Here is a 13,963-nt window from a genome sequence, read left to right on the forward strand (position 1 = left end):
GATCTCAGGAAATATGGCAACGGTCAGAAATGCTATAGTGCCTGCCTGTTTTTTATTCAGCATGGAAAGGAAAAAACATGGCGATCCTGAATATTCTGGATTTCGGTGCGGTACCTGATGGAACAACCTTATCAACCGGCGCGATACAAAGCGCCATCAACCAGGCGGCGGCGGGCGACCGCGTCCTTATCCCTGCCGGACGCTATCTTACCGGCTCGCTGTTTTTAAAAAGCGAGATGACGCTGGAACTGGCTGAAGGCACGGTTTTGCTCGGCAGCCAGCGCCTGGAGGATTACCCTAAAATCGCCACCCGCGTTGCCGGTATTGATATGCTCTGGCCGGCGGGGATCGTTAATATCAACCGGTGTCAGGCGGTGAAAATCACGGGCGCGGGCACGATTGACGGCCAGGGCGCGGTCTGGTGGCATAAATTCTGGGGCGAGGATGAAAACGGCGGCATGCTGGCGGAATACAGTCGGCAGGGCTTGCGCTGGGTAGTGGATTACGAATGCGAGCGCCCGCGCAACGTGGTGGTTTACCAGAGCGAAGCGGTAGAGCTGAACGGTTTTCATTCACGCGAATCCGGCTTCTGGAATATTCATCTTTGCTATTCGCATCGGGTCTTTTTACAGGATCTGCGGGTGAGTAACGCGACCGGTCCCAGTACCGACGGCATTGATATCGATTCGTGCGAGCATGTTCGCGTGGAACGATGCGTGGTTTCCTGCAATGACGATAATATCTGCGTCAAATCGGGACGCGGCGCGGAAGCGCAGCGACTGGCAAAAACGACGAGCGATATTGTTATTCGCGACTGTGAACTGCATAAAGGCTCCGGCATTACGCTGGGCAGCGAAACGTCCGGCGGGATCGAAAATGTGCTGATTGAACATAACCGCTTTTTTGGCACCGGCGTCGGTTTTCGCATCAAATCTGCGCGTAATCGCGGCGGCTGGATCAGGAATATTACCGTGCGCCATCTGCTGCTGGAAGACGTCAGCTATCCCTTTATGATGCAGCTTAACTGGTTTCCGCAGTACAGCTACGGCCAGCAGGTGGGTGAGGATAGCCCCCCGCACTGGCGCAAACTCAGCGAAGGCGTGGAAGGGACAGACGGCCTCACGCGGGTTGAAAATATCACTATTTCTCACGTTACCGGCCGCTTAACCGCGCCGCACCATTTCTCTCGCGCATTTTTTATCGAAGGCGCAGAGGAACGTCCGATCGAACGGCTGCACTTCAGCCATATTACCTTGCAGGCGCAGGAGTTCGGCAAAATCGCTGGCGTGAATAAGCTGAGCTTTGAACAGGTTAGCGTGGATGCCCCCGCCGTTACGCTGGAAAAAAACGACGCTTACGAACGGTAAACCTGATGGGGATGCACATCATCCCCGTATCTTATCCGGCCTGCTGCAATAATTCTCGGGCGCACCGGATTTGCGTTGCTGCCGCAAAAACTTAACGGCAAAACGTGCGCCTGCCCTGCATCCCTCAGCCTGTCTATTGCTCGACCTTTTGGGCGGCAACGCTTTGCCGGACGTTGCGCCTGGCTATCCATGAGGTAAATAACGGGGTAAGGATGGCCGTGGTGATCACAGAAGCGGCAATCAGCGGCGTAGCGGCGGAAGCCACGTGCAGAAGAGAAGGATCGGCTTGCGCAATCGCCAGCGGGGTGGCAACCGCGTTCCCCGCCGTACTGGAGGCCGCGGCGCCTGCTATTCCCGTTCCGCCAACGAGGCGATCGATACGAACGTTAAAAAAGCCGCCGAAAAAAGTAGTCAGCAGGCCCAACGCGACGCCAGCCAGGCCGCCTTCAATCAGCATCGCCAGATCGATCCCCGTGCCCAGCGCAAAAGCGAAGAAGGGGATCAGCAGCGGCCCGCCAGCGGTAAGAAACTGCCGCATATCGGCATCAAGATTCCCCAGCATCATGCCGACCAGTAGCGGCACGATCACGGCAACCAGCGCCATCAGCGGGACGGAAGCCATACCGGCCGCGCCCAACGCAATCAGCGTGAAAAAGGGGCCATCGCTTAACGTCATCAGCGGGATCGCGCCGATATCACTTTCGCTGCCGAACTCCCCAACCAGCGCCGCATAGAGGCCGCCGTTGGCATTGCTCATCGCGGCAATAATCGCTACGCTGCTCAGCCCCCAAACGCCTTCCGCCCCCATGAACTTATCGACAGCAAACCCAAGCGCCACCGCGACGAGCAGCTTAACCAGCGTAATGCTGCCGCCCTGAAGAATGGCGCGAGGCGCCGCGCCAAAACCGATGTCGGCCCCCATGCAGATTAAAAAAGCGCCAATAAGCGGCGCAGCGCCCTGTTTAAACAGGGCCGTGGTGAAGCCGCCGATTTCCAGCAGCTGTGGCGCGAAGGTATTGAGGGTGGTTCCGGCAACCAGCGGCACGACCATCATGCCGCCGGGAATTTTCTCAATCATCCTTTTCAGTTTCATCAGCATCCTGCCTCGTTTTAAGGTTATCCCCCCGTTTGATTCTAATGAATCAAAAGTGAATAAAAACGATCACGATCGCAGATAAAAGCATCCAGATTGATTAAAAAATGTCAAAGAAGGCGGTTCAACGCCCCTGAAGAAAACCGCGATAGGCGGCAATCACCGCCAGAAAATCCTCGACGCCGCAGAAGCACAGGCTCTCTTCATCGTAGTAGCTCATGCCCTCTTCCATCTCGTCGCCTTCAATACTGAGCAGATTGGCGCGCACGATCACCTCTTCTTCATCCAGCCAGATCGTATATTCGCGGCCCACGCGCTGCCACTGGCGCTCGCTGCCTTTCACTTCGGCGACGGCGGCCTCTACCTCATCCAGCAGCGCTAAATTGTCCGCTGCCTCTTCATTAAACCAGTGGCCGATAGCTTCATGCCCCATCGACATGCGTACTTTTACCGTGCCGGTAACGTCGCGTAAAAATTCATATTCCATACTGCTTTCCTCTGACCTTACCGGGCTGCGGCCTCAATCTGCCGCCTGCGCCGGCCCGCTCCTGTGAACGGGTTAACCTTTCTATTATCGCAGCATAAGGGCCAAAGAAAAGGAAAGAGAGAAGAAATGAAACAACGATCTCGCAAAAACGGCAGACGTATGATCAACCGCTCGGGCGGCTCTGTCCGGGAACGTAAGATAAACTCGCTATAATGCATATACACTAAACTTCGGGCCGTTCGGCATACAGAAAAGGGCTAAAAACATTGGATTAATTAGCTTCAGTAAAGTAGATCGAGCTGCGAAGGTGGAGAAAGCACCACCAGCTTGCCTGAATTTTCTTTTCGGAAAACGATTTCATATCTGGCATGGCCTATTCCCATAACGTCATTATCCAGATCGGTATAGGCCACTCTGACGGCTTTGTTTTTAGCCCATGCGGGTAAAGCGGTTATCTGGTAGGTAAAATCAACGGTCACCGTGCCATCGTTATGATGATTGAGATCGGTTATCTTACTAACCTTAAAATTACCGTAGCAAAAGTCACCGGACTGGTTGAAAGCTTTTTGGCCGTATGTGGTCAGCCGCCAGTCTATTTTTCCGCCTGTAGTTTTTTTAGTAATCAGACCGGCCTCTTTTAACGCCTCCATTTTTGCATTTATCCAGCTATAGCCCTGCGTATTTGTAACGGCTGGCCAGGTTTTCTCGCCAAGACAAAGTGGCGGCTGGTTATCTAATGCCTGCTGTATCGCCGCTTTATAGTTATTATCATTCACGCCAGCGTTACTGGCATGACAAGATACAGTAAATAACGCTGCCGCCAGCATGATAATTGCTTTCATTTAAACTCATCCATATTAATATTTTTAAGCGCTTCGTCCACGTCGTTGAATTTTTCTTTGGTGATGTAGCTTCCCGCCAGGCTCCATTGAAACGCAGGGACGCCCGGATCGTTTTCCCCTTCCGTTATAACATAGCGATTTATCCTGACCAGGCCTGAGTTCAATACGTCGCTGCCATCATTATCAGTAGCGAATTTTTCAGCGCTAACTACAGAATATCCGTTGTGGTAAACGAGCAATCTGTAATCATATATTTTAACGCCAGAGGCGGAAAGCCTGATATCGGCCCATGTAAAACCGCTGGCCTGCGGGCAGGGAACGCTGTTGTAACCACCCTGCTTATTTTTTATAAAAACATTCATCGTCTGGCTGGGATGAGACGTGTTATTGTCATAATCCGCGATAAACAAAATATCTTTCAGACCATCGGCATTAATATCAATAACGTTCTGCCCGCTGTGTAAAGAAACGTATTCAGCCTGAGCGCTGGCGAATCCTGAAAAAAGCAGACACATCAGTAAAAATTTATTTTTCACTGACGGCATTCCTGACCAGGCGAAAACCGATATCAGACATGACGAATTTTGCACTATGCGAGTCACAGCTTGCCAGGGAAGCAGAATGGGCAATATAGCTTCCTCCGCAAAAATAGTGCATGGCAACGCCTGCCGTCTCACTTTTGTCGTTTATCCATTCATAGACGTTACCGCTCATATCATAAATATCCGCATCATTTGGTTTTAACGAACTTACTTTGGCCGTGCTAAATTGCTGACTGTTAAACGGTGGATACCAGGCAACGCTGTCGGCTCTGTCACTGCCAGAAAAACGATTGCCATAGCGACCTTTGGCTACTGCTTTTTCTCCGCCTCGCGCGGCTACCTGCCATTCATTAATATCAGGTAAGCGATAACCGTCTGCGTGGCTGTCCTCATGCAGGTTGTCAGTCTCTTCAACATTATAGACAATAGCTCCTTTGTTCGTCAGATAGACGGGCTGCAAATGCTGTAACACGCTTAACGCATTGGCAAAGACAACGGCATCGCCCCATTCGATATTAGTTACCGGATGCTTTCCCTGTTCGTAATCAGGCTCGCGACAATCTTCATAAATAGCGCCATTGCAGCCGGGGTTAAACAAATAGTTATTATTCTGCCCCCACGCATAGATCTGTTGATAAAGCGCGTAGCTAACCTCGGTTTGCATGATGTAAAAGCTTTTTATTTTTGCATTGGCATGCTGTGCATAGTCGTGTTTGCCAAAAACGTCGCCTACGTAATAATCACCGCCCTTTATTAAAACTTCAGAGGTATCGGGTTGAGCAAAAACCTTATAAGAAAAGAAGCATAGAAAGATGATGAGATTTCTTGCCAGGATGTTCATTGAGCCTCGACATATCAGAAGATAGTTACAGGATGTTTTTAAAATCAGTATAGGGACATTCCCACAATAACCGAACTGGTCTTTAAAAGGAAGGTTATGCGCTTACCTGCCCTTCCTGAAAAATAATGAGACGCTGTATCATTTTTTTTGCGTAGTGATTTATCATGCGCTAATTTATAAACAGGCAATGCGTGGTTTGTCGGCATAAGTCAGCTTTAGTTTTCAGCCCACATCTATATTATCTTTTCTTGTTGGACTGCGCTTTTATCCGACGTTATTTTTCCTGAGCGTTTGCCGCTACACTATTTTCCTTTTTAAATGGACGGCAAGGTAGCGGCTTATCTGAAGGGGCACAGAAATGTCTCCTGGCGTTCACTTTTGCCATAGGAGGGTAAGAGTGGTGCTTAGGGATAAAAATGGCGGATGCGTATCATTCCCTGATTTTAAACTGCCTGTAGGGCAGTGAACACTGAGCGCTTTAAAAGCTGCGTAACCGAAATTTTCTAAGCTGCCTGTGCGGCAGTGAACTGCGGCATCGCGCTGCACGACTGGCGCTACGTTTTCTAAGCTGCCTGTGCGGCAGTGAACTATGAGCCGTCTGGCTCCCGGAAAACCTCAAATTTCTAAGCTGCCTGTGCGGCAGTGAACCTATTCGGGCACGGCTCGTTCGGGCATCTGATTTTCTAAGCTGCCTGTGCGGCAGTGAACGGAAACGTGCCAGCTCAATGATTCCGGCTGCCTTTCTAAGCTGCCTGTGCGGCAGTGAACAAATAAATTCAGCATTGCGTTTCCATCTTTCTTTTCTAAGCTGCCTGTGCGGCAGTGAACAGTAACGCTTTCAGTTTAACATCATGTATTGCAGGGAAAATTGACCTATCTCGGGTAAAAACCCTTTTTTTAGCCCTTCATTAAAACCACTTAAAATCAATAGATTAAATAACCACTCTAAAAAAGGGTTTCAAAGAACCTGCCTGATTCCTTCACACGATCCTCTGATTTACGCCCATAAAAAATCCGGGACTGAAAACAGCCCCGGACTTTTATTTACCGCGAAAGCGCTATTCGGCTCTGAATAACGCTTATTGAGGATTTAAACCGCAGTCTGGAAAATCACGCCGTCGGCTTTCTCCGTATACTGGCTCAGCTGATCGAAGTTCAGATAGCGATAAGTATCCACCGCCGTCTTATCAACCTGCGCCATAAACTGCTGATATTCGTCCGGCGTTGGCAGTTTGCCCAACAGCGAAGCGACCGCAGCCAGCTCTGCTGAAGCCAGATAAACGTTCGCGCCGGTGCCCAGGCGGTTCGGGAAGTTACGGGTTGAGGTGGAAACCACCGTCGCACCGTCCGCCACGCGTGCCTGGTTACCCATGCACAGTGAACAGCCAGGGATTTCGATACGCGCGCCGCTCTTGCCAAAGACGCTGTAGTAACCCTCTTCCGTCAGCTGCGCCGCATCCATCTTGGTTGGCGGAGCCACCCACAGGCGCGTTGGCAGCTGGCCTTTATGACTGTCCAGCAGCTTACCGGCGGCACGGAAGTGACCGATGTTGGTCATACAGGAACCGATAAAGACCTCGTCAATCTTCTCGCCCTGCACGTCCGACAGCAGACGAGCATCATCCGGATCGTTTGGCGCGCACAGGATTGGCTCTTTGATTTCAGCCAGATCGATTTCGATAACCGCCGCGTATTCCGCATCCGCATCGCCTTCCAGCAGCTGCGGATCCGCCAGCCATTTTTCCATTCCCTGAATACGACGTTCCAGCGTGCGGCGATCGCCGTAGCCTTCCGCAATCATCCACTTCAGCAGCACGATATTGGAGTTGAGGTATTCAATAATAGGATCTTTGCCCAGCTTGATCGTACAGCCAGCCGCAGAACGCTCGGCGGACGCATCGGACAGCTCAAACGCCTGTTCGACTTTCAGATCCGGCAGGCCTTCGATTTCCAGGATGCGGCCGGAGAAGATGTTTTTCTTGCCCTTCTTCTCAACGGTCAGCAGGCCCTGCTTGATGGCATACAGCGGAATGGCGTGAACCAAATCGCGCAGCGTAATGCCCGGCTCCATTTTGCCCTTGAAGCGCACCAGCACGGACTCTGGCATATCCAGAGGCATCACGCCGGTTGCCGCCGCAAACGCCACCAGCCCGGAACCGGCCGGGAAAGAGATGCCGATTGGGAAACGGGTGTGCGAATCGCCGCCTGTTCCTACGGTATCCGGCAGCAGCATACGGTTCAGCCAGCTGTGGATAATGCCGTCGCCCGGACGCAGCGATACGCCGCCACGGTTCATAATAAAGTCCGGCAGCGTGTGGTGCGTAGAGACGTCAACCGGCTTAGGATAGGCTGCCGTGTGGCAGAAAGACTGCATCACCAGATCGGCAGAGAAGCCCAGGCAGGCCAGGTCTTTCAGCTCGTCACGGGTCATTGGGCCGGTGGTGTCCTGCGAACCCACGGAAGTCATTTTTGGTTCGCAGTATGCGCCCGGACGCACGCCTTCCGTACCACAGGCGCGGCCAACCATTTTCTGCGCCAGCGAGTAGCCGCGCGTGCTTGCCGCCACGTCTTTCGCCTGACGGAACACGTCGCTTTGCGGCAGACCCAGCGCTTCACGAGCTTTAGTCGTCAGACCGCGACCGATGATCAGCGGGATACGACCACCCGCACGAACTTCATCGAGTAGAACGTCAGTTTTCAGCGCAAAGTTAGCTAACACTTCGCCCGTCTCGTGGTTACGGACTTCGCCTTTATAAGGATAGATGTCGATAACATCGCCCATATGCAGGTTTTGCACATCCACTTCAATTGGCAGCGCGCCAGCATCTTCCATCGTGTTGAAGAAGATTGGCGCAATGTTGTTACCCAGCACCACGCCGCCGCCTTTTTTGTTCGGCACGTAAGGGATGTCGTCGCCCATAAACCACAGCACCGAGTTGGTGGCGGATTTACGGGAAGAACCGGTGCCGACTACGTCGCCGACATAAGCCAGCGGGAAGCCTTTGGCCTGAAGCGCCTCGATCTGTTTGATCGGGCCAACGGCACCAGGCTGATCCGGCTCGATGCCTTCGCGGGCATTCTTCAACATCGCCAGCGCGTGCAGAGGGATATCCGGGCGTGACCAGGCATCAGGTGCAGGAGAAAGATCGTCGGTATTGGTTTCGCCGGTGACCTTAAACACGGTGACGGTGATTTTTTCCGCCAGCTCCGGACGGGAAAGATACCATTCGGCATCTGCCCAGGATTGCAGGATCTGTTTTGCGTGTGGGTTGCCGGCTTTGGCTTTTTCTTCTACGTCGTAGAAGCTGTCGAACATCAGCAGCGTGTGGGACAAGGCTTTAGCGGCAATCGGCGCCAGCTTTTCGTCATCCAGCGCGTCAATCAGCGGATGGATGTTGTAGCCGCCCTGCATGGTGCCCAGCAGTTCAATCGCTTTTTCAGGAGTAACCAGAGGAGAGGTCGCTTCGCCTTTGGCGACAGCAGCCAGGAATCCGGCTTTTACATAGGCCGCTTCGTCAACGCCCGGCGGAACTCGATTAATCAACAGATCGGACAGGAATTCTTCTTCACCCGCTGGCGGGTTTTTCAGCAGTTCAACCAGCGCGGCCATTTGGGAAGCATCTAATGGTTTAGGAACGATCCCTTCGGCAGCACGCTCGGCAACGTGCTTACGGTATTCTTCTAGCACGACGTTCTCCTCGCTCACAGTGTAATGACCGGGCGCCTTCAGGCTTATCGCAAATGCTTTGCGCTCTTTTCTGTAGGGTAAGGTGCCCGGTTTCGCGAGGGCCAGCATAGCAGGATTTTGATGCGGTGTTAATCTGTTTACAAAAAAGCAACATCATTAACAGAGTGGATCAGGCACGGATTACTCGACCGGAAAGGCCTTTTAAGCGGCTTGCGGGGACGGCAACTGCACCGTGTTGCCTGGTTATCCGCACTTTTTGTATTGCGAGCGTGGCGGTGGATTAACTAGCCGTTATAGCGGTTTAGTAGGTGCCAGAGATTAGGGCGTGATGTTAATTGAGGCTGCCGAGCTGCCTGTGCGGCAGTGAACGAAACTTTCAATATCTGCGCCAGCTGCTGGCCGTTTCTAAGCTGCCTGTGCGGCAGTGAACACCCCAGCTGCGTGTATTCCCGCTGCGGATACTTTCTAAGCTGCCTGTGCGGCAGTGAACCATGACAAGGCGGGGATCGGCGTCGTTCTTGCTTTCTAAGCTGCCTGTGCGGCAGTGAGCGAGCCGAGCATCATTGTGCTGGGCGACGTTGATTTCTAAGCTGCCTGTGCGGCAGTGAACGATATGACGATTCTAACTGTGCATCATCACCGTTTCTAAGCTGCCTGTGCGGCAGTGAACGGCAGAACCGTAACCGCGTGAGCGACCAGGCCTTTCTAAGCTGCCTGTGCGGCAGTGAACTTTCCATAACCGTAACACCGGCTGCAGTATATTTTCTAAGCTGCCTGTGCGGCAGTGAACAACAGTAATATACAAATACACAATGTATCAGCTTTCTAAGCTGCCTGTGCGGCAGTGAACGCGATATTGACGAGACGCGATTTCGTTTTGCCTTTCTAAGCTGCCTGTGCGGCAGTGAACAGTCATCTATCTTACCGCGAGCAGTTCCAAGCTTTCTAAGCTGCCTGTGCGGCAGTGAACTTAAAGACGAGCTGGGCGACGAATGGTTTATTTTTCTAAGCTGCCTGTGCGGCAGTGAACAGTTGCCTTTGACCACTTAACTATTGAAAATAAAATAAATCATCCACTTTTTTCAAAAATACCCTTTTTTCAGCCTGATGAAATAACTATTTAATTTCAAGTTGTTATAAATACCACCAAAAAAAGGGTATCAACAGTTAAAACCAGGGGACGGTTGCTACAGCACTCAGGCCATAGCTGCTAAAAGTTCCTTCTGTCGGTTTTTCTCTTAGCGGCCCGTGCTCAAAAAAGAGCAACCATGAATGCCCGTTCGAGCGGCTTTTCATTGATAAAAATGGCAGCCTGCCTCTTTTTTCACTCAGCACGCTAATCTGCTGTTGCGCCTGTTCCTGGGTAAGCCAGCCCTTTTTCACTGAACGCCGCCGTAGTCTTTCCGCGTTACTTTTATACTGTACCCGACGTACGGTACGGTATCGGCAACCTTCGGGTACAGGACGCACCGATTTGCAAAAAATGTACTCCTTGAGGTTGTCATACCAGTCGGTTGCAGCAAGCTTTGTCAGATCGTCTTGCGAGCCATGTAGTCGTAACCGGTTTCCCGGTGTCAGGCCTACCGCTGGAAAACTGATCCCGATACGGCCTTCGCCAACATGGAACAATTTAAGATGCAGCTGAGCAAAAAGCGCCGCCATCAGCACCTGATCCGCTATCTCCGGATCGGGCAGAATAAGGATATCCTGATAATAATTCATACCTCCCCCTACTCGCTTTTCTCACCAAAGACGCCGCCGCGGATCAAGGTGGCAATAACATAGTGCTGCTGCTCTACCGCAGGCGCCTCGCCTTTGGTTACCCAGTTATCAAGCAGCGTATAAAAGTCCATCTTCTGTTTAGGCTGGCGATAAGCCAGGCCTCGACTGGTCACGGATCCATAGGGTTCTACCGCGATCGGCCCCATGTCTGGATCTTCCGCGTGTGGGTACCAGGTATCAATCGTACGTAATGCGTTGCCAATTTTTTGAGAATGCATAGCTGCCGTGCCATCAACCTGGTACAGCAGCTTGCTTTTCTTACTGTTGCTGTCCAGCACCAGTTCCTGAGAAGGATAAACTTCCTGACCGTTGCCTAAGCGGACAAAAGCCTCCACGTTTAACAAAACAAATGACTTTCCGGCCAGACCTTCACTGATAGCATCTGCCAGCTCCGCCAGATCGCCGTTCGGCTGAGTAAAGCTTCGCATGTTGTAACTATGAGCATTAAATACCCAGTTTTTTTCGCCCTGTTTTACGTGAACCTCTATCGACTCTGCACCGATTCGGTTACGCCACAGAAAACGACCATTGGCGATATTTTCGGCATAGCGTGCGGCCAGCTCGTTAAAGCCATGCTGCTCTACGTAACCATTAATGACTTTAGTCAGTTCAGCCTGATAAGCCTGATCGTTACAAACCGAAGGCGTAGCCAGATCGCCCAGAATACGCAGCGTAAAAACGACTTTTAGCGTGTTGGTATCCGCTGGCAGTGCAGCAACATCCACACGTTGAAGGTTGGCCTTTTGAATTTCTGCATCCAGCTTTAGCGGATCGCTGGCCAGCGTGTTTTTCAGGCGGTTGGAAATAGTGCCACGTACCGCTTTTTCCTTGATGACTACAGGCTGCCACGATTCTTTTTGCTGCCATTTTCCGGCAAACATCATGCCATCAGAGTTCGCTAATTTTTTTTCAAATGCTAATACGGAGGCGGTTTTCAAAGTTGCTTTAGCCATTTTCAATTTCCTTATCAGTTATTCGTCGTTAAATTCATCTTCAACATCGTCGTAAATCGTCTGGCTTACAGCCTGACTGCTGCGGCACAGGTAATGCCCGTTTTCATATGCGTGGCACCATATCAGCTCATCGATCCGGGTAATCCGATGCAGACTGCGCCATTCTCCTACGCCGTATACGGATTCGGCGAAGCAGAAAGGCGTGTCGTTATCACGTGAATTGGCAACCTGACCAGGTGCCAATACGGGCGAAATAGCGCGATAGCCTGTCATTAACGGCACCAAAAAACCGCCAGCCGGTTTGGGTTGATATTCCCAGCGAGCTTTGTCTCCTGGCTGCGGATCTTCGGTTTCCGCTACGGCGCGCATCTTCAGGCTGGCAAAGTCAAGCCAGGCATCCAGCATGTCCGCCGTCGGGTTGCTCTGCTGAAGCTGAGAAAAATGCTCCGCCAGTAACGACGAGCGATCCAACAGCGCAAAACCAGGCAATAAACGACGCAGAATTTTACGCGTTGCCTGTTCTTCTTCCGGCCAGCCAATAACGTTAACCCGTTCAAGCTGTACAACATTGCCGCCAGCCAGCCGTTGTACCTGGCAGAGCTGTTCAAGATACCGTGCCAACTCGGCCGCGCCATGTTCACCGCCCGCAATACTGCCTTCGCACTGCAACAACAGCGAGACGGTCAGATGCATACGGCCTTCTTCGTTAAAAGAAGCTGTTTTCGCCTCTTTGGTTAACGGATTGCGCGTCAGAGCAAATACGTGGTCATAACCAGAAGAGTGCGCATGAACTTGCTGCTGATGGCAAATGACGCCGCAGCCGCTCAGGCTTATCCCATGGCTTTTCTCCAGTTTGCGCGACAAAGCGTGAGTAAATCCCAGGAAATGAGTTATGGCGGGAAAACCCCAGGTGAATCCGGCGACGGCATTGGCATTTTCCACACGCAAACGGCGCAAAATAATCAGATGGCTCATAGCAGCTCCTCTTTTAAGTCCTGTTCCATTTCACGCAGGCGCTTTTTAAACAGTGCTGCCGTCGAGAAATAGCGCCGTTCCACTTCGCCCATATTAAGTGGATTAACGCTGAGCTGACGGCTTAGCCAATAGCCAAAATCTCTTGCGACCTCTTTTTGCCAGTCGCCCGCTTCACGCTCAAAACGGAAATGTTCGTCAGTTTTACTGCGTAAAGGATCAAGCCATAGCTGCTGCGATCGTTTTAGCTCACAGTTTGTATCTTTACTCCAGTTGGCGAATTCAGGCTGCTGAATACCGGTTACGTAGTTAAATAAAATATCGATAATTTCATCGACATAGCTCAGGCGCTGCTGGCGAATTTCCTCATTATTTTGTTTCGTGTAGCTGCTTAATAGATGGCGCTTAAGGCCCGCCACGCTTGCACGTGCTAACCAGGCAAATTCACTGCGGAAATGAAAAATGGTTTTATGTTGCAGAGGTGGTTTATTAATGGATTGCCAGACCGGCGCGGCGCTGGATAAGAGCCGGACTCTGCCGCCGCGAGCACTGTTAAGGTAAGAGATATTCTGCGGCTTGGTACCGCCAAACTTTTGCAAGGCAGTTTGAAGATAAGTGGTCCTGGGCTGGCTATGCCAGGTTCCGGCCTTAACGGCGGCGTTGATCTCTTTGGCCTCTTCGCTAAAACGCGATGCAGTAAGATGTTCATGTAACACATGAGCTAATGAGGTAGCAAATAATGGGCTGATAAGGTGGTACTGGCCGTCGCCGATTGGGAAATAGATTTGCTTTGCCAGCTTGTGCGAGGCGGGATTAGCGCTGGTTAGTACCTGCTTAAAGCCAGAAATCCACTCTGCCAGCTGCTGCTCATTTTCGGCCAGCTTAGCCAGGGCTGACGTATCATTACGGATCAGGCTGGCAATCAGCGAATCGCCCTGATATTCAGTTTGCAGCAGTTTGGCAATATCCAGTGCAGCTGCGTTTGCCACGGCATCTAACTCAGGATTTTTTAAAAAAGCCGAAGAAAAATAACTCTTATTAATATTGTCAGAAGATTGATAAACGCTGCTACCTTTAGCATAACCATTAAAATATTTTAGCGCATGAGTAACCAGGCTAATCTGGCTCGCTCGCCTTGCCGCATCGCTTAGCCAATTGCGTACTTCATACTTTTCATCCAGCTCCGCGTACTGGCGCGCATAATCGTTTTTGATAGCCGCCTGCTTCGCTGGCGAACCTGCGCCAGCCAACGCTTTTACCTCTTCCTTTTCCAGCGCTTCGCGCTTTGGCTGTTTGCGCTCGGATATATATTGAATAATAAATGATGTAAGTCCTTTTTCTGGCATCCTTTGCCTCCTGTGGGAAAATTACCTGTCAACAAAAACAGAAAAAATGA

Annotated in this window: 11 protein-coding genes and 2 CRISPR repeat arrays; of the genes, 1 reads left to right on the forward strand and 10 read right to left on the reverse strand. The window is 51.4% G+C overall.

Annotated elements, in window-relative coordinates:
• Positions 1-77 precede the first annotated feature (77 nt).
• On the forward strand, positions 78-1,367 hold the full coding sequence (locus AB6T85_RS10485; protein WP_301730702.1) for a glycoside hydrolase family 28 protein: 1,290 nt from the start codon (positions 78-80) through the stop codon (positions 1,365-1,367).
• 133 nt (positions 1,368-1,500) lie between these two features.
• Here AB6T85_RS10485 and AB6T85_RS10490 read toward each other — a convergent pair whose 3' ends face one another.
• The 10 genes from AB6T85_RS10490 to csy1 form a co-directional block, all read right to left on the reverse strand.
• On the reverse strand, positions 1,501-2,460 hold the full coding sequence (locus AB6T85_RS10490) for a 2-keto-3-deoxygluconate permease (protein ID WP_369895509.1): 960 nt from the start codon (positions 2,458-2,460) through the stop codon (positions 1,501-1,503).
• 124 nt (positions 2,461-2,584) lie between these two features.
• Positions 2,585-2,947 (reverse strand): protein YacL, encoded by a 363-nt coding sequence (gene yacL, locus AB6T85_RS10495; protein ID WP_369895511.1) that lies wholly within the window; start codon positions 2,945-2,947, stop codon positions 2,585-2,587.
• 281 nt (positions 2,948-3,228) lie between these two features.
• Positions 3,229-3,789, reverse strand: coding sequence for an SEN1982 family lipoprotein (locus AB6T85_RS10500; protein WP_253455253.1), 561 nt, complete (start codon positions 3,787-3,789; stop codon positions 3,229-3,231).
• Entirely contained in the window at positions 3,786-4,325 is a 540-nt protein-coding gene (locus AB6T85_RS10505) for a carbapenem self-resistance protein CarG family protein (RefSeq protein WP_369895512.1), read from the reverse strand. The genes AB6T85_RS10500 and AB6T85_RS10505 overlap by 4 nt, the downstream gene beginning before the upstream one ends.
• Positions 4,315-5,172: an SUMF1/EgtB/PvdO family nonheme iron enzyme gene (locus tag AB6T85_RS10510; protein WP_369895513.1), complete on the reverse strand. Its 858-nt coding sequence runs from the start codon at positions 5,170-5,172 to the stop codon at positions 4,315-4,317. Before AB6T85_RS10510 ends, AB6T85_RS10505 begins: the two co-directional genes overlap by 11 nt.
• Positions 5,173-5,612: 440 nt before the next feature.
• A CRISPR array of direct repeats spans positions 5,613-6,000; the repeat unit is 28 nt; unit sequence TTTCTAAGCTGCCTGTGCGGCAGTGAAC.
• Between the two features lie 262 nt (positions 6,001-6,262).
• Entirely contained in the window at positions 6,263-8,860 is a 2,598-nt protein-coding gene (gene acnB / locus AB6T85_RS10515; RefSeq protein ID WP_253455256.1) for a bifunctional aconitate hydratase 2/2-methylisocitrate dehydratase, read from the reverse strand.
• A gap of 341 nt (positions 8,861-9,201) precedes the next feature.
• A CRISPR array of direct repeats spans positions 9,202-9,890; the repeat unit is 28 nt; unit sequence TTTCTAAGCTGCCTGTGCGGCAGTGAAC.
• A 137-nt stretch (positions 9,891-10,027) separates the two neighbouring features.
• Positions 10,028-10,582 (reverse strand): type I-F CRISPR-associated endoribonuclease Cas6/Csy4, encoded by a 555-nt coding sequence (gene cas6f / locus AB6T85_RS10520; protein WP_301251430.1) that lies wholly within the window; start codon positions 10,580-10,582, stop codon positions 10,028-10,030.
• Between the two features lie 8 nt (positions 10,583-10,590).
• The gene (csy3, locus tag AB6T85_RS10525; protein WP_369895515.1) at positions 10,591-11,595 is read right to left on the reverse strand and encodes a type I-F CRISPR-associated protein Csy3; all 1,005 of its coding nucleotides are present in this window, start codon (positions 11,593-11,595) and stop codon (positions 10,591-10,593) included.
• A gap of 18 nt (positions 11,596-11,613) precedes the next feature.
• On the reverse strand, positions 11,614-12,570 hold the full coding sequence (gene csy2 / locus AB6T85_RS10530) for a type I-F CRISPR-associated protein Csy2 (protein ID WP_369895518.1): 957 nt from the start codon (positions 12,568-12,570) through the stop codon (positions 11,614-11,616).
• Complete coding sequence (gene csy1 / locus AB6T85_RS10535) at positions 12,567-13,913, reverse strand: type I-F CRISPR-associated protein Csy1 (protein ID WP_369895519.1); 1,347 nt, start codon at positions 13,911-13,913, stop codon at positions 12,567-12,569. The genes csy2 and csy1 overlap by 4 nt, the downstream gene beginning before the upstream one ends.
• Positions 13,914-13,963: the final 50 nt, after the last annotated feature.

Origin of the sequence: Erwinia aeris (assembly GCF_041224955.1) — a bacterium.
In the GTDB taxonomy this organism is placed as follows: domain Bacteria; phylum Pseudomonadota; class Gammaproteobacteria; order Enterobacterales; family Enterobacteriaceae; genus Erwinia; species Erwinia aeris.